At 74.9% G+C, this 15,456-nt stretch carries 12 protein-coding genes and 1 riboswitch; of the genes, 5 read left to right on the top strand and 7 right to left on the bottom strand.

The features are described 5' to 3' along the window. Window positions 1-16: 16 nt before the first annotated feature. From KBX63_RS03660 to KBX63_RS03640, 5 genes are all read right to left on the bottom strand, one after another. Window positions 17-1,378 carry a cobyrinate a,c-diamide synthase gene (locus tag KBX63_RS03660; protein ID WP_210908097.1) on the bottom strand — a complete coding sequence of 454 codons (1,362 nt, stop codon included), beginning with the start codon at window positions 1,376-1,378 and terminating at the stop codon, window positions 17-19. Further along, window positions 1,375-1,986, bottom strand: coding sequence for a cob(I)yrinic acid a,c-diamide adenosyltransferase (gene cobO / locus KBX63_RS03655; protein ID WP_210908095.1), 612 nt, complete (start codon window positions 1,984-1,986; stop codon window positions 1,375-1,377). The genes KBX63_RS03660 and cobO overlap by 4 nt, the downstream gene beginning before the upstream one ends. Further along, window positions 1,986-4,217: a VWA domain-containing protein gene (locus KBX63_RS03650; RefSeq protein WP_210908093.1), complete on the bottom strand. Its 2,232-nt coding sequence runs from the start codon at window positions 4,215-4,217 to the stop codon at window positions 1,986-1,988. Before KBX63_RS03650 ends, cobO begins: the two co-directional genes overlap by 1 nt. Beyond that, entirely contained in the window at window positions 4,214-7,882 is a 3,669-nt protein-coding gene (gene cobN / locus KBX63_RS03645) for a cobaltochelatase subunit CobN (RefSeq protein ID WP_210908091.1), read from the bottom strand. The genes KBX63_RS03650 and cobN overlap by 4 nt, the downstream gene beginning before the upstream one ends. Before the next feature lie 276 nt (window positions 7,883-8,158). Beyond that, a riboswitch (cobalamin riboswitch) is annotated at window positions 8,159-8,288 on the bottom strand. A 526-nt stretch (window positions 8,289-8,814) separates the two neighbouring features. Then, window positions 8,815-9,150 carry a hypothetical protein gene (locus KBX63_RS03640; protein ID WP_210908089.1) on the bottom strand — a complete coding sequence of 112 codons (336 nt, stop codon included), beginning with the start codon at window positions 9,148-9,150 and terminating at the stop codon, window positions 8,815-8,817. Window positions 9,151-9,270: 120 nt separating this feature from the next. Here KBX63_RS03640 and KBX63_RS03635 point away from each other — a divergent pair, with 120 nt between their 5' ends. The 4 genes from KBX63_RS03635 to KBX63_RS03620 all read left to right on the top strand — a co-directional run bounded on the left by KBX63_RS03635 (window position 9,271) and on the right by KBX63_RS03620 (window position 11,913). Further along, window positions 9,271-9,852, top strand: a complete 582-nt coding sequence (locus KBX63_RS03635; RefSeq protein ID WP_210908087.1) for an RNA polymerase sigma factor — start codon at window positions 9,271-9,273, stop codon at window positions 9,850-9,852. Beyond that, window positions 9,845-10,570 (top strand): hypothetical protein, encoded by a 726-nt coding sequence (locus KBX63_RS03630; RefSeq protein ID WP_210908085.1) that lies wholly within the window; start codon window positions 9,845-9,847, stop codon window positions 10,568-10,570. The genes KBX63_RS03635 and KBX63_RS03630 overlap by 8 nt, the downstream gene beginning before the upstream one ends. Before the next feature lie 126 nt (window positions 10,571-10,696). Next, the gene (locus KBX63_RS03625; protein ID WP_247661621.1) at window positions 10,697-11,212 is read left to right on the top strand and encodes a hypothetical protein; all 516 of its coding nucleotides are present in this window, start codon (window positions 10,697-10,699) and stop codon (window positions 11,210-11,212) included. Window positions 11,213-11,247: 35 nt separating this feature from the next. Continuing rightward, window positions 11,248-11,913 (top strand): hypothetical protein, encoded by a 666-nt coding sequence (locus tag KBX63_RS03620; protein WP_210908081.1) that lies wholly within the window; start codon window positions 11,248-11,250, stop codon window positions 11,911-11,913. A gap of 103 nt (window positions 11,914-12,016) precedes the next feature. Here the strand turns inward: KBX63_RS03620 and KBX63_RS03615 are convergent, their stop codons facing one another. Together KBX63_RS03615 and KBX63_RS03610 are read right to left on the bottom strand one after the other, a co-directional pair. Beyond that, entirely contained in the window at window positions 12,017-12,913 is an 897-nt protein-coding gene (locus KBX63_RS03615) for an aldo/keto reductase (RefSeq protein WP_210908079.1), read from the bottom strand. Between the two features lie 73 nt (window positions 12,914-12,986). Then, entirely contained in the window at window positions 12,987-14,252 is a 1,266-nt protein-coding gene (locus tag KBX63_RS03610; protein ID WP_210908077.1) for an MFS transporter, read from the bottom strand. A 164-nt stretch (window positions 14,253-14,416) separates the two neighbouring features. Here KBX63_RS03610 and KBX63_RS03605 point away from each other — a divergent pair, with 164 nt between their 5' ends. Then, the gene (locus tag KBX63_RS03605) at window positions 14,417-15,406 is read left to right on the top strand and encodes a LacI family DNA-binding transcriptional regulator (protein ID WP_210908076.1); all 990 of its coding nucleotides are present in this window, start codon (window positions 14,417-14,419) and stop codon (window positions 15,404-15,406) included. The last annotated feature ends 50 nt before the right edge of the window (window positions 15,407-15,456 follow it).

Below are 15,456 nucleotides of genomic sequence, written 5' to 3'. Positions count from 1 at the left end.
ACGACGCCGTCGGCGCTCACCGGCACGCCTCGACCAGGCGTCGGGCCGCGCCGGGGTGGCCGGCCCAGTGGGTGTGCAGGTAGGAGGCGTGCACCCGGCCCGCGACGAAGCCGTGGTCCGCGCCGTTCCAGCGCCACGCCGGCCGGTCGCCGTGCCCCGGGTCGGTGGTGGTGCGGTGGAACTCGTGCCCGCGTACCGGCTCGCCGGCCCGGGCCACCGGGGAGTCGGTGACGGCCACCGCCTCCCGGTAGCCGAGGGTGAGCCGGCCGGTCATCCGGGCGGTCAGATCCAGCCGGCCGCACATCGGCGCACCGTCCAGGGACCGCCCGAGGTAGAGCAGCCCGGCGCACTCGGCCACGATCGACCCGTCGAAGGCGGCCAGCTCGGCGCGGAGCGCCGCGTTGCAGGCCAGCGCCTCCGCGTACGCCTCGGGGAAGCCGCCGCCGACCACCACGGCGCGGGTGCCGGCGGGCAGCGCCGGATCGCGCAGCGGGTCGACGGTGACCACGTCCGCGCCGGCGGCGGCGAGCAGTTCGGCGGTCTCCGCGTACGAGAAGGTGAAGGCCGGACCACCGGCGAGCGCGACCATCGGCCGCTCCGCGCCGGCCGGCCCGCCGACGGCGGCGACCGGATCCCAGGCCGGGGCGGTCAACGGTGGGGCGGTCCGGGCCAGGTGGAGCACCGCGTCGAGGTCCACGGTGGACTCGACCAGCTCGGCCAGGGCGCTCACGATCGCGAGGGACTCGGGTGCCCGCTCGGCGACCGGGATCAGCCCCAGGTGCCGGGCCGGGGCGGCCACCTCGGCGGCCCGCGTGACCGCCCCGAGCACCGGTACGCCGACCTCGGCCAGCGCGTCGCGCAGCAGCGTCTCGTGCCGGGGCGAGCCGACCCGGTTGAGGATGACCCCGCCGATCCGCACGGCCGGGTCGAAGGCGGCCATGCCCAGCGTCAGCGCGGCGGCCGAGCGGCCCTGGGCGGTGGTGTCCAGCACCAGCAGCACGGGGGCCCCGATGAGCCGCGCGACGTGTGCGGTGGAGGCGTAGTCGCGGCGGCCGACCGCGCCGTCGTGCAGGCCCATCACGCCCTCCACCACGGCCACGTCGGCGGGTGTCGGGACGCTCGCGCCGTGCCGCAGCAGCGGGGCGATCCGCTCCGCGCCGACCAGGAACGGGTCGAGGTTGCGACCGGGTCGCCCGGCGGCGAGGGCGTGGTAGCCGGGGTCGATGTAGTCCGGACCGACCTTGTGCGGGCTGACCGTGAGGCCCCGACGGCGCAGCGCGGCGAGCAGCCCGGTGGCGACGGTGGTCTTGCCGTGGCCGCTGGCGGGCGCTGCGACCACCACCCGGGGCAGCGGCCACGGCTCGGCGGCGGTGCTCACCACTCGATGCCCTTCTGGCCCTTCTGGCCGGCGTCCATCGGGTGCTTGACCTTGGTCAGCTCGGCCACCAGGTCGGCGGCGGCGACCAGGCGTGGGTCGGCGTCCCGGCCGGTGATGACCACGTGCTGGAAGCCGGGGCGGTCGGCCAGGGTGGCCACCACCTCGTCGACGTCCACCCAGCCCCACGTCATCGGGTAGGTGAACTCGTCCAGCACGTACAGCCCGTAGCGCTCGGCGGCCAGGTCGCGCTGGATCTGCCGCCAGCCCTCCAGGGCGTCGGCAGCGTGGTCGGCGTCGCCGCCGCGCTGGATCCAGGACCAGCCCTCGCCCATCTTGTGCCATGCCACCGGCGCGCCCTGGCCGGTGCGCTCGTGCACCTCGCCGAGGGCCCGGAAGGCCTTCTCCTCCCCCACCCGCCACTTGGCGCTCTTGACGAACTGGAACACCCCCACCGGCAGGCCGGCGGTCCACGCCCGCAGCGCCAGCCCGAAGGCGGCGGTGGACTTTCCCTTCATCTGCCCGGTGTGGACGAGCAGCAGCGGCCGGTGACGTCGTTGCCGGGTGGTCAACCCGTCGGCGGGCACCGTGCTCGGCTTTCCCTGCGGCATCAGGCGACACTCCTGTCGGGCGAGGTGGTGATGGTGCTGGCTGCGGCTTGGGGATGCAGCAGGGGGTTGGCGGTGACGTCGTCGAGTCGGCGGTGCGGGGCGTGCAGTTGGCGTGCCAGGCGGTTGGCCAGGTTCAGGCGGACGGGGCCGGACTCGCAGTCGACGACGACGCAGGCGGCCCCCGTAGCGGCCAGCACCGCCGCCGCTCCCGCCGCGCGGTCCAGCGGGCGCTGGCCGGCGGTGGCCCGGCCGTCGGTGACGACCAGAACCAGGGGCCGCCGCCTCGGGTCGCGCAGGCGCTCCACCCGCAGCAGGTCGGCGGCGGCGAGCAGCCCCTCGGCCAACGGGGTGCGCCCGCCGGTGGGCAGCTCGGCCAGCCGGGTCGAGGCGGCCAGCACCGACGAGGTGGCCGGCAGCAGCGTCCGCGCGCCGGCGCCCCGGAAGGCGATCACCGCGACCTTGTCCCGCCGCTGGTACGCGTCGGTGAGCAGGGCGAGGACCGCGTCCTTGACGGCGGTCATCCGCTGCCGGGCGCCCATCGAGCCGCTCGCGTCCACCACGAACAGCACCAGGTTGCCCTCACGTCCCTCGCGGACCGCCTCCCGCACGTCGTCCGGGCGCAGCCGCAGCGGGCCGGCCAGCCGCCCCCGGGCGGCCTGCTGCGGGGCAGCGGCGCGGACCGTGGCCGGCAGGTGCAGCGCGCCGACCCGACCCGCCGGCACCCGGGCCCCGGTGGTGCGGCCCCGCCCGGTGCGGGCACGCGAGCGTCGGCCCGGAACGCCGTCACCCACGCCGGGCGCGGTGAGCAGCCGCGCCGTCAACCCACCCCGGGGTACGGCCACCGGCTGACCGCCCCGGCCGTCAGCGGCGCTGCCCCGCCCACCGGACGGGTCGTCCGCGCCGCCGGCCGTCCCGCCGGCGGGCCCGTCCGTCACCTCGGCCGGTAAGTCCGGCCCGGCGTCCGGATACGCGGTCGAGGTGGCTTCGCCCTGGTCGGCGCCGTCGTCCCTCCCTTCGGCGCTCGCGTCGGGGCCACGTCCGCCCGGGCCGCCGTCGCCGGCCGGACCACCACCGGGACCGCCCCCACCGGCCGGACCGTCGCCGCCGCCGGGGCCACCGTCGTCGGGGCCGCCGTCGTCCGGGTCGTCGGGGTGCGCGTCCTGGGCTCGCTGCAACGCCTCGTCGAGGCGCTTCTCGTCCAGGCCCGGGGTGTCGAACGGGTCGCGGCGACGGCGGTGCGGCAGGGCCAGCCGGGCGGCCACCCGGACGTCGTCGATGGTCACCCGGTCCCGGCCGTGCCAGGCGGCGTGCGCCAGCGCGGTACGGGCGGTGACGATGTCGGCGCGCATCCCGTCCACGTCGAACGCGGCGCACACCTCGGCGATCTGGCGCAGCGCGGCGTCCGGCAGGCGTACCCCCGGAAGCCGACGGCGGGCGGCGGCCACCTGGCCGGCGACCTCGGCGTCGGCGGCGGCCCAGCGGGCGGCGAAGCCGGCCGGGTCGGCGTCGGCGGCGAGCCGGCGGCGCACCACCTCGACCCGGACCGCGGGGTCCCGGCTGGCGCCGACCTCGACGGTGAGCCCGAACCGGTCGAGCAGTTGGGGGCGCAGCTCCCCCTCCCCCGGGTTCATGGTGCCGACCAGCAGGAACCGGGCGGCGTGGCTGACCGAGACGCCTTCCCGCTCGACGTGGCTGCGGCCCATCGCGGCCGCGTCCAGGAGCAGGTCGACCAGGTGGTCGTGCAGCAGGTTGACCTCGTCGACGTAGAGCACGCCCCGGTGCGCGGCGGCCAGCAGGCCCGGCTCGAAGGCGCGTACCCCCTCGCCGAGGGCCTTCTCCAGGTCGAGCGAGCCGACCACCCGGTCCTCGGCGGCGCCGACCGGCAGCTCCACCAGCCGCGCCGGACGGGCCTCGGCGGCGGCGCCGGCCGGGTGCGGGCCGTCCGGGCAGGCCGGGTCGGGCTCGGCCGGGTCGCAGCCGAACCGGCAACCGGCGACCCGGTGCACCGGCGGCAGCAGCGCGGCGAGCGCGCGAACGGCGGTGGACTTGGCGGTGCCCTTCTCGCCGCGGACCAGCACCCCGCCGATCGCCGGGGAGACCGCGTTGAGCAGCAGCGCCAGCCGCATGTCGGCCATGCCGAGCACGGCGCTGAACGGGTAGGTCACGGTCACTGGGCCTTCTTTCGTTCGCGACTGCGGGGCTCGCAAAACCGGCTCACTCCTCGCGCTCACACCCGGTCCTCAAGGTCACCCTCACTGGCCAGGTACGTGTCGCGGAGCCGGTCGAGGGTGGCCGGCTCGGGTTCGGCCCACAGCCCCCGGTCGGCGGCCTCCAGCAGCCGCTCGGTGATGCCGCGCAGCGCCCACGGGTTGGACCGCTCCAGGAACTCCCGGGTGGTCTCGTCGAAGAGGTACGCCGCAGCCAGGTGCTCGTACATCCAGTCGTCGACGACACCGGCTGTGGCGTCGTAGCCGAACAGGTAGTCCACGGTGGCGGCCAGCTCGAAGGCGCCCTTGTAGCCGTGCCGGCGCATCGCGGCGATCCACTTCGGATTGACCACCCGGGCCCGGAACACCCGGCGGGTCTCCTCGCCCAACGTGCGGGTCCGCACGTCGGGCGGCATCGCCGAGTCGCCCACGTACGCCTGCGGCGAGGCGCCGGTGAGGTGGCGGACCATCGCCACCATCCCGCCGTGGTACTGGAAGTAGTCGTCGGAGTCGACGATGTCGTGCTCGCGGGTGTCCTGGTTCTTCACCGCGACCGCGATCCGGGCGAACGAGCGTTCCATGTCGGCGCGTGCCTCCCGCCCGTCCAGGCCCCGGCCGTAGGCGTAGCCACCCCAGACCGCGTACACCTCGGCCAGGTCGGCGTCGCTGCGCCAGGTCCGGGCGTCGATCAGCGGGAGCAGCCCGGCCCCGTACGCCCCGGGTTTGGAGCCGAAGATCCGGGCGGTGGCCCGCCGTTCGTCGCCGTGCTCGGCGAGATCGGCTACGACGTGCGCCCGTACGTAGTTCTCCGCGTCCGGCTCGTCCAGGGCCGCGACGCGGCGGACGGCGTCGTCGAGCAGCGCCACCACGTGCGGGAACGCGTCGCGGAAGAAGCCGGAGATGCGCACCGTGACGTCGACGCGGGGCCGGCCCAGCTCGGCCGTCGGCACCACCTCGATCCCGGTTACCCGCCGCGACCGGTCGTCCCAGACCGGCCGGCAGCCCAGCAGAGCGAGCACCTCGGCGATGTCGTCGCCCTGGGTGCGCATGGCGCTGGTGCCCCACACGGTCAACCCCACCGAGCGGGGGTACTCGCCGGTGTCGGCGAGGTGCCGGGCCAGCAGCGAGTCGGCGAGGGCCACCCCGACGTCCCAGGCGTTGCGGCTGGGGATGGCCTTGGGGTCGACGGAGTAGAAGTTGCGGCCGGTGGGCAGCACGTTGACCAGACCCCGGGTGGGTGAACCGGACGGGCCGGGCGGCACGAACCGGCCGTCGAGCGCGCCGAGGGTGTTGGTCAGCTCGTCGGTGGTCCGGTCCAGCCGGGGCACCAGTTCGGTGGCGGCGAAGCGCAGCACGGCGGCGACGTCCGGGATCGGTCGGCCGGTCACCTCCTCGACCACCGCGTCGACGGCCCCGGCGGCCCAGCCGAGGGTCTCCATCCCGACCACCAGCCGGCGGGCGAGGGCCTCGATCAGGTCGACGGCGTCCGCGGCGGTGCCGGCGGGTCCGTCCGCGACGTCGGTCAACGCCGCGGGCAGGGTCAGCCGCTGTCCCGGCGACGCCAGCAACTCCTGCTCATCGAGCCCGTACGCGGCGGCGAGGGCCTGCCGCAGGCCGGGCAGGGCGCGGGTGCCGCCCCAGATCTGGGGGGCGCGCAGCACCGCGAGCACCAGGTTGACCCGGGGCTCACCGGTGGGCGCATCGGCGAAGATGTGCAGCCCGTCGCGGATCTGCACGTCCTTGACCTCGCAGAGGTAACCGTCGAGGTGCAGCACGAAGTCGTCGAAGTCGTCGGCGTCCGGCATCGCGTCGGCGTGCAGGTCGTGGTGCAGCTCGGCGGCGCGCACCAGGTCCCAGATCTGCGCCCGCACGATGGGCACCTTGGCCGGGTCGAGCGCCTGCACGGTGGCGTACTCGTCGAGCAGTTGCTCCAGCTTGGCCAGGTCGCCGTAGGTTTCGGCGCGGGCCATCGGCGGCACCAGGTGGTCGATGACGACGGCGTGTGCCCGCCGCTTGGCCTGGGTGCCCTCGCCGGGGTCGTTGACGATGAACGGGTAGACCAGCGGCAGGTCGCCGAGGACGGCGTCGGGGGCGCAGTCGGCGGCGAGGCCGAGGCCCTTGCCGGGCAGCCATTCGAGGGTGCCGTGCTTGCCGAGGTGCACCACGGCGTCGACGCCGAACCCACCGTCCGCGACCGGCGCGGTGAGCCAGCGGTACGCGGCCAGGTAGTGGTGGCTGGGTGGCAGGTCCGGGTCGTGGTAGATGGCGATCGGGTTCTCTCCGAAGCCGCGCGGCGGCTGGATCAGCAGCACCACGTTGCCAAAGCACAGCCCGGCGAGCACGATGTCCCCGCCGTCGGTGTACAGCTCGCCGGGGGGCTCGCCCCAGTGTTCGCGCATCCGTTCGCGCAGCGCGCCGGGCACCTGCTCGAACCAGCGCCGGTAGGTCTCACCGGGCACCCGGGCCTCGGCAGCGGCCAACTGCTCCGGGGTGAGCCACTCCACGTCGTGACCGCCGGCGGCGATCAGCGCGTGGATCAGCGCGTCACCGTCGTCGGGCACCGGGGTGTCGCCGAGGTGGTAGCCGGCGTCGGCGAGCGCGGCGAGGAGCCGGACCGCCGAGACCGGGGTGTCCAGCCCGACGGCGTTGCCGACCCGCGAGTGCTTGGTGGGGTACGAGCTGAGTACCACCGCGACCCGCTTGTCGGCGTTGGGCACGTACCGCAGCCGGGCGTGGCGCACCGCGATGCCGGCCACCCGGGCGGCGCGTTCCTCGTCGGCGGCGTAGACCGAGAGCCCGTCGGCGTCGATCCGCTTGAACGAGAACGGCACGGTGACGATCCGGCCGTCGAACTCGGAAATGGCCACCTGCATCGCGGCGTCCAACGGGGACAGTCCGGCGTCGCTGCCGGCCCACTGCTCCCGGGTGCTGGTCAGGCAGAGCGCCTGGATGATCGGCACGTCCAGGGCGGCCAGCACGCCGACGTCCCAGGCGTCGGAGTCACCGCCGCCGGAGGCGTCCGCGGCGACCGCGCCGCCGGCCGCGAGCACGGTGACCAGCAACGCGTCGCAGCGGGCGAAGAGCCCGAGCGGGCCGGCGCCGGCGGTCAGCCCGCGTAGCGAGCCGCAGAAGATCGGCAGCGGGTTGCCGCCGGCCGCCCGCACCGCGTCGGCCAGCACGTCGACGAAGCCGGTGTTGCCGGCCAGCGCGTGGGCCCGGTAGAAGACGATTCCCACCGTGGGCCGGTCCGGCTCTGCCGGGTGGTCGCCGTGCACGCCGTACGCCGGGGTGGGTGCGGGCGGGGCGAAACCCTCGCCGGTGAGCAGCACCGTGTCGGAGAGGAACCGGGCCAGCTGCCCCAGGTTCTCCGGGCCGCCCTCGACCAGGTAGGCCAGCGCCTCGGTGACCACACCGGACGGCACGGTGGAGACGGCCATCAGCTCCGCGTCGGGCACCGCCTCGCCGCCGAGCACCACCGTCGGCAGGCCGGTGGCGAGCACCCGGGCGAGGCCGTCCGGCCAGGCCTGCCGGCCGCCGAGCAGGCGTACGACGACGAGGTCCACACCGTCGAGCAGGGCGGGCACCTCGTCGGCGGCGACCCGCACGGGGTTGGCCAGGCGATAGTCGGCGCCACTGGCACGGGCGGCCAGCAGGTCGGTGTCGGCGGTGGAGAGCAGCAGGATGCGCACGGAAGGCTCCGGGAAGTGACGCCCCGACCGCCACGGGGGCGGTCTGAACGAAGCGGGGTGGGTGCGGCGTCAGCGGATGCGACAGGCCGGCCCAGGTCACCGACGCGGGCGTCGGGACGCGGTCAGCGTGGCGACGCGCAGCTCAGCGGCGCAGGCGGCCGGCGCGGCCGGAGCGACCGGCGCGGGAATTCTGACGGTGCTCGTCGATGAAAGAGACGCCGTGCGTCATCGGATCCTCCTCGGGTGTCCACGCCCTGGGGTACATCCCGACGGCCGAAGTATCCTGGCTTCCGGATCGACGCTCTCCCCCGGCCTTCCAACCGCAGAAGCACGGCCGTGGCTCACAAGGGGGGATTGCTCCCCGGTGACAGTGGCGGGACCGCGTCGGAATCACACCGACTTCCTTCACTGCCGTCAGGCCGCGAATGCTGCCACACCCGTCCGTCGCCGGTCAACGCCGCCCCCAGCAGCGCCGAACGCATGCCACTCATCGACATTTGATGATGGGCACGGGCGCGGACGCCACCGTCGGAATGCCCGGGGTCAATGCGACGCGTCCTCTGCTCTGCTTCATCCGACGCAACAGTGACGACGCATTTTCGTTGCGCCCGGGTAAGCAGAGCAAAGCGTACGCGCACGTACCCTGGCCTGCCCCGATCGCCCGGCAGGGCCGTGACCCGCGGCCCGTCCTTCAGGATCAACGATCGCCCGGCCAGCGTCCGCGATCGATCTACGGGCGATCACCATCGTCGCCCTGCGGTCCCGACGCCCGCCTGCCCCGGCTGGCGCCCTCTCTCCGGGCAGGCCGACCCGGACGGCGGTCCCGGCGGCGTCGCCACGGTGGCCGACAGGGGCGGCAATGTGATCATCGACGCTGGGCAGAGCCCGGCACACGCCGACGAGCTCCCCGCCGCGCCGACGAACGGCCCCACTCAGCGGGCGTGGCGTTCCGGGTGGGCCCGGCTCCAGGCACGCATCCGTTCCGGGTAGCCGGTGCGGGCCGCCTCGTACAGCGGCACCGCGTGCTTGCGGGCGATGGCGCCCGCCGCGCGGGGAGTGCCGGTCCGGCGGCGGATCCACTCGCCGTCGTGGGCGATCGCCACCACCGTGGTGTCCGTAGCGGTGGTCTCCGGCTCCAGGTAGAACTCCACCCCCTGCCGGCTGGCGATGAACGCCTCGAGCGCGGCGAGGTCGTCCCGGGTCGCCTCCCGGTCCAACTTCGTCGGGGTCGCCTCGGCGCCCCGGGCCCGCCGACTGAACCAGCCCATGCCCGACTCCTCTCCTCGACGCCCCTCCAGTGCACCACCGGATCCTGGCAATACGCTGCACGCCGAATGGGAGTGAGCTGACCGAGCCGCGGATGGAACCCGCGACGCCCGGGCGGTGTCATGAGTGTGATCCAACCGGAGGTCCCCCTGGACGACGACGTGCTCGTCACCCGCGCTCGGGCAGGTGACCTGGAGGCGTACGACCTCCTGGTCGCCCGGCACACCGCGTCCGCGTACCGGACGGCGGTGCTGCTCGGCGCGGGCTCGGACTCCGAGGACGTCATCCAGGAGGCCTTCGTGAAGGGGTACCGCAAGCTCTCCCGCTATCGGGGGGAGTCGTCGTTCCGCTCCTGGCTGCTGGCGATCGTCGCCAACGAGACGCGCAACCTGCACCGGTCGCGCACCCGCCGGGACGGCCTCGTCCTGCGCGCCACGGCGGCGAACCCCGCGTCGGAGATCGCCGAGGACGGCGCGGTCGGCGCCGTCCTCGCCGGGGAGCGCCGCGCCGCGCTGGTGGAGGCCCTCCGCCAACTGCCGGTACGCGACCGCGAGGTGATCGTCTGCCGGTTCCTCCTCGATCTCAGCGAGGAGGAGACGGTGGCGACGTTGGGCTGGCCCCGGGGCACGGTCAAGTCACGGACGTCCCGGGCGCTGGCGAAGCTCCGTGGCCTGCTCGACCGCGAGGAGGTCCGGAATGGATGACCTCGAACGGGAGCTGCGCGACCTCTCCGCCTGGCTGGAGACACCCGACGCGCCCGACGTGACCACGCGCGTACGCGCTCGGCTCACCGCGCCCGCGCCCGCGCCCCGGCGGCGGCGGTGGCGCGTCTGGGTCGCCGCGGCGCTCGTCGCCCTGCTCGTGGCGGTGCTGCCGCCGGGGCGGGCCGCCCTCGCCGACGCCGTCGCGCAACTGCTGCGCTTCGCGGGAGTCACCGTTGTCACGTCGTCCGCCCCGGTGCTGCCCACCGGCACCCCGCCGTCGTTGCCCGGGCAGCGAGCCGCCGCCCTGGATGAGGCACAACGGGCGGTGCGCTTCCCGATCCGCCTACCGGCGAAGCTCGGCCCGCCCGAGCAGGTGCTGGTCGCCGATCCCGACGAGACCGGCACCTGTCGGGTGGCGACGCTGCTCTACCGCGGGGGTGCACTGCGCATCGACGCCTTTGATGGTCGACTCGACCTGGCCTTCCACAAGGAGACCAGCCGGCCGGGAGTGGAGTGGGTCCAGGTTAACGGCGAGTTCGCCGTCTGGGTGGGCGGCCCGCACGTCCTGGCCTATGTGGATCGGACCGGACAGGTCCGGAAGGAGACCGCCCGGCTGGCCGCCTCGACCCTGATCTGGCAGGGGGCCGACGTGAGCTACCGGCTTGAGGGCGACTTCACCAGGGCCGAGGCGATCGAGATCGCCAGATCACTGGACTAGGTGTACTGCCCAGGCTCGGATCGGGAACCCGGCGCGCCCGTCCGGTGTCTTGATGGTGCGAGGCACGTTTCGAGTTCTCGACACGTATCCGGAAGGGGCGACATGGGTTCATGGGGCAGGTTGATGATGGGGTCGGTGCTCCTGTTGACGGCGTGCACGACCACCGGCCGGTCAGCCACGCCGGTCGGCGCTCCGGCCAGCACGGCCTCCGCGACCGCCGCCGCCACCGCCACCACCGCCGCCGCCACCACCGCCGCGACGGGTTGCGGCTCGCGGATCGAGACGGGGTCCCTGCCCGACTGGGCGGACGGTGGGTTCAGCGGGGACGCCCGGGTCCCGCACGTCTTCGGCGCCAGGGGCGACATGGTGGCGGTGCTGTTCGCCCACCCGCTGGCGCAGGTCAGGCAGGACGGGTCGAACAACAAGATCCTGTGGGTGTCCCGCCCTGCCTCGACGTCGCCGGACGTCCTGGCGATCACGGCGACACTGGACGGCACCGACACCAGGGTGACGCGCGAGGTCGCGGGAGGTCCCGGCCCATCGATCATCGACATGCCGCGCGCGGGTTGCTGGCACCTCGAACTCCGCTGGGGCGGGCACACCGACACGATGGATCTGGTCTACGCCGAACGGCTGCCCTAGCGTCGTCGAATACGTCGCCGTTTAGGCTGCGTGGCGTGCCCAAGGACGTGCGGGAACCGGCGGCCCGCAACAACGCCGAATGGTGCGACGTGGTCTGCGGCAGCCACGGGCTGGTTGGCCGGACCGACGCCGGCGCCTGGTCGGTTCCCCGCCGTTCCCCAACGTGGTACCCGGACGCGGTCACGCTGCGCCCCGGCGTCGACGCCGACGCCCTGCTGGCCCGGATCGACGCCGGGCCCGGCGCCTCGGTGAAGGACGGCTTCGCCGACCTCGACCTGTCCCGGTACGGCTTCCGGGTGCTCTTCGACGCACAGTGGATCCACCGACCACCGCTGGATCCGCCCACCGGCGCTCCGCTGACCCCGGTCACCACGCCGGCGGAACTCGCCGCCTGGGCGGCGGCGCACGGTGGGGGGAGGCTGTTCCGGCCGGCGCTGCTGGCCGACCCGCGGGTGCGGATACTGGCCCGCTACGACGACGGGGGCACGGTCCTGGGCGGCGCGGTGGTCAGCGGCGACAGCGTGTACGGGGTCTCCAACCTGTTCGCCCACGGGATCGACCCCCGCGAGATCTGGCACGGCGTACTCGCCACCGTGCCCCGGGCACCACTGGTCGGCTACGAATCCGGACCGGACCTGCCCCCCGCCCTGGCGGCGGGCTTCACCGAACAGGGCCCCCTCCGCGTCTGGCTGCACCCCTGACCTCCGACCCCGGTGATCATGAAGTTGGCGTCCTCGCCACCGGCGTGTCGCGCCGCCAACTTCATGATCACCGGAACGGACCGGGCGGCGGCGGCCGGGACGGTCAGTTGAGGAGGGCCAGGTCTCCGGGGGTCAGGTGGATGGCGCCGGCGGCGATGTTCGCGCTCAGGTGCGCCGGGTCGCCGGTGCCGGGGATGGCCAGCACGTGCGGCCCCTGGTGCAGGGTCCAGGCCAGGCGCACCTGGTGCGGGGTGACGCCGTGGGCCCGGGCGACGGAACGAACGGCCTCGGCCTGCTCGGCGCTCGCGCCCGCCTCCCGGCCGGTGCCGGCCAGCGCGAAGAACGGCACGTAGGCGATCCCCCGCTCGCCGCAGACTCGGACGAACTCGTCCTGCTCCCGGTAGGCGTCCACCCCGTAGTTGTTCTGCACGCAGACCACCGGCGCGATGTCCGCCGCCTCCTTGAGCCGTTCGGGCCGGACGTTGGAGAGCCCGAGGTGCCGGATCAGCCCGGCGGCGCGCAGCTCGGCCAGGGCGCCGAACCGATCCGCCAGCGGCACCGGACCCGGCCCCCGGCCGAGCCGCAGGTTCACCACGTCCAGGCAGTCCAGGCCGAGCCGACGCAGGTTCTCCTCCACCTGGGCCCGCAACTGCGCCGGGGTGAGCGCTTCGGTGAAGCCGGACACCGGGTCGTACCCGAAGCCGACCTTGGTGGTGATCACCAGATCCAAGGGGTACGGGGCGAGCGCCGCCCGGATCAGCTCGGTGGCGTAGCGCGCCCGGCCGGTGCCGACCCCCAGGGTCCCGCCGGGCGAGACGTAGAAGGCGGCGGTGTCGATGTGGTTGACGCCCAGCTCCACGGCGCGGCGCAGCAGCGCGATCGCACGGGCGCGATCCGGGTTCGCGGTGATCCGCATGGACCCGAAGCCCATCCGGTGCACGGCGCGGTCGCCCAGGGTCCAGCTGCCCGCCGCGGCGGCGGTGGTCGAGTCGTTCGGCATCGGGCGACCGTAGCCAGCCGGGGCGCGCGGCGCAGTCGGCCGCGCGCCCGATACCGCTCGGCGGCGTTACGGGTTAGTTTTTCTGTGCTGGCGAGGTCGGTTCGGCGGCGCCGGGCGGGCGCAGCACCGGCACCAGCGCCAGCGTCGGCACCAGCAGCAACGGCACCACCAGCAGCGCGTGCAGGATGCCGACCCGGTCGCCGAGCAACCCCAGCAGCGGTGGCCCGCCCAGGAACGCGGTGTAGCCGATCACCGCGACCACGCTGACCCGGACGGGCGCGTGTGCCTCCTCGTCGGCCGCCGCGCTCATGCCGACCGGGAAGCCCAGCGACGCGCCGAGCCCCCAGAGCGCGACACCGACGATGGCCACCGGCCCCGAGCCGGCCAGCACGGCCAGGCCCGCGCCGAACGCGGCGAGCAGCACGGTGCCGGTGAGCACCGGCACCCGACCCCACCGGTCCAGCGCGACCGTGCCGGCGGTGCGCCCGAGGGTCATGCCGACGACGAAGACGCCGAAGACCGCCGCGCCGGCCGCCTCGCTCAGGTCGCGGCCGTCGACGAAGGCGACCGCCAGCCAGTCGTTGGCGCTGCCCTCGGTGAACGCCGCCACGAGCACGAAGAGCCCGATCAGCAGGGTGCGCGGCTCCCGCCAGGCGGCGAGCTGGGCGCGGCGGCGAGCGCGCGGGCTGGCGTCCGCCGTACCCTCCGTCTCATCGACGGCCGGCTGGGGCAGGAACGCCCGGGCGCCCAGCACGGTGCCGGCCAGAACCACCACCGCCACACCGGCGAGATGCGCGCCGACGGGCAGGTCGAAGCGGGCCGCTCCGGCCCCGAGCGCCGCGCCCGCCACCGAACCGAGGCTCCAGGCCGCGTGGAAGCGGGGCATGACGGTACGCCCCAGGCGCCGTTCCACCGTCGCGCCCTCGACATTCATCGCCACGTCGCAGGCGCCGGAGCCGTACCCGAACGCGACCAGGCCCACCGCGACGACGACGACCGAACCGGTCACCGTGGCGCCCAACCCGGCGACGGTCAGGCCGACCGCCACCAGCACGGTGGCCAGCGTCACGGTGCGGGCCGCGCCGAAACGCTGGGCGAGAAGACCGGAGGTGGGCATCGCGAGCAGCGCGCCGACGCTCATCGCGAGCAGCAGCAGCCCGAGCCGGCCGGCGGAGAGGTCCAACGCCTCGCGGACCGCCGGCACCCGGGAGAACCAGCTGCCGACCGCCAGCCCGTTGAGGGTGAACACGACGGCCACGCCGTTGCGGGCGATCCGTACGGCCCGTGGGGGCGCCGGGGCGGTGGCCGGGGGAACGGGCGGACTGGTGGCGGCGCTCACGGGGGCGGTTCCTCTTTCTCGGGGTGATCTCCTGGCACGATCGCACACCTGAGAGCGCTTCCACCACAACCGGGATGACCGCCCCTTACCGGCGGTGACCCGGGCGGGGCATGATGCCGGACAGGCGTCCGTCCGCCCGGACGGGCGGTCGGGGGGAGACAACGATGACGGCAGCGGCACACCGACCGGCCACGCTGGAGGACGTCGCGCGGGCCGCCGGGGTGTCCCGGTCCACGGCCTCGCGGGTGATCGCCGGGACCGGGTTCGCCTCGCCGGCGGCCCGGGAGCGGGTCGTGACGGCCGCCGACCGGCTCGGCTACGTGCCCAACCTGGCCGCCCGGGCACTGGTCCGTGGCGGCGGCGTACGGCTGGTCGTCGCGGTCGCCGGGTCCAGCGCGGCGGTGCTGGACGACCCGTACGTGCAGCGGGTGGTCGGCTCGGCGGCCCGGGTCTGCGCACCGGCCGCCATCGGGGTGGCGCTGCACTGGCTCCCGCTGAGCGAGCCGAACAGCCTGGACCAGCTCGCCGCGGACGGCAGCGTGTGCGGGGTGGTGCTGGTGAACACCACCGAAGATCTGCTGGATGCCGTGCCGCGGTCGCTGCGCGGCCGGATCGCCTCGATCGGCATCGGCTCGGCCACCGTCCCGTCGTTCGACGTCGACAACGGCGCCGGCGCCGACGAGGTGCTGCGGCACGTGTACGCCAGCGGTCGCCGCCGGATCGCCATGGTGACCGGCCCCCGCTGGCTGCCGTGCTCCCAGCGGCCGGTGCAGGCGTACCGCCGGCTGATGCGCCAGGCGGGGCTGCCGGAGCGGGTGCTGCCCGGGGACTTCACCGCGGCGAGCGGCCGGGCGGCGGCCGGCGAGGCGTTGCGGCGCTGGCCGGACCTCGACGCGGTCTACGCGATCAGCGACGAGACCGCGCTCGGGGTGATCGCGGCGCTGCGCGAGGGTGGGGTGCGGGTACCCGGCGACGTCGCGGTGGCCGGCTTCGACGACATCCCGCTGGCCGGGATGACCGCCCCCGCGCTGACGACGGCGAGCCACCCGGTGGGCCGGATCGCCGCCGCCGCGGCCACGGCCGTGCTGGACCGGCGCCCGACCGCGCCGGTGACCCTCTTCCCGTCCGTCCTGGTGGCCCGCGACAGCGCCTGACCAGCTGCCGGCGGTTAACCCGTGGCGGGCCGGGTAACCGCGGCGCACAC

Source organism: Micromonospora sp. U21, assembly GCF_018070045.1.
Classification (GTDB): Bacteria; Actinomycetota; Actinomycetes; order Mycobacteriales; family Micromonosporaceae; genus Micromonospora.
This window is presented reverse-complemented; position numbering and strand designations above follow the sequence as displayed.

Coding starts and splice junctions, on each gene's coding strand:
- KBX63_RS03625 (WP_247661621.1), top strand. CDS start 10,697: ATGGGGTCGGTGCTCCTGTTGACGGCGTGCACGACCACCGGCCGGTCA.
- KBX63_RS03605 (WP_210908076.1), top strand. CDS start 14,417: ATGACGGCAGCGGCACACCGACCGGCCACGCTGGAGGACGTCGCGCGG.
- KBX63_RS03615 (WP_210908079.1), bottom strand. CDS start 12,913: ATGCCGAACGACTCGACCACCGCCGCCGCGGCGGGCAGCTGGACCCTG.
- KBX63_RS03630 (WP_210908085.1), top strand. CDS start 9,845: ATGGATGACCTCGAACGGGAGCTGCGCGACCTCTCCGCCTGGCTGGAG.
- cobO (WP_210908095.1), bottom strand. CDS start 1,986: ATGCCGCAGGGAAAGCCGAGCACGGTGCCCGCCGACGGGTTGACCACC.
- KBX63_RS03635 (WP_210908087.1), top strand. CDS start 9,271: ATGAGTGTGATCCAACCGGAGGTCCCCCTGGACGACGACGTGCTCGTC.
- KBX63_RS03640 (WP_210908089.1), bottom strand. CDS start 9,150: ATGGGCTGGTTCAGTCGGCGGGCCCGGGGCGCCGAGGCGACCCCGACG.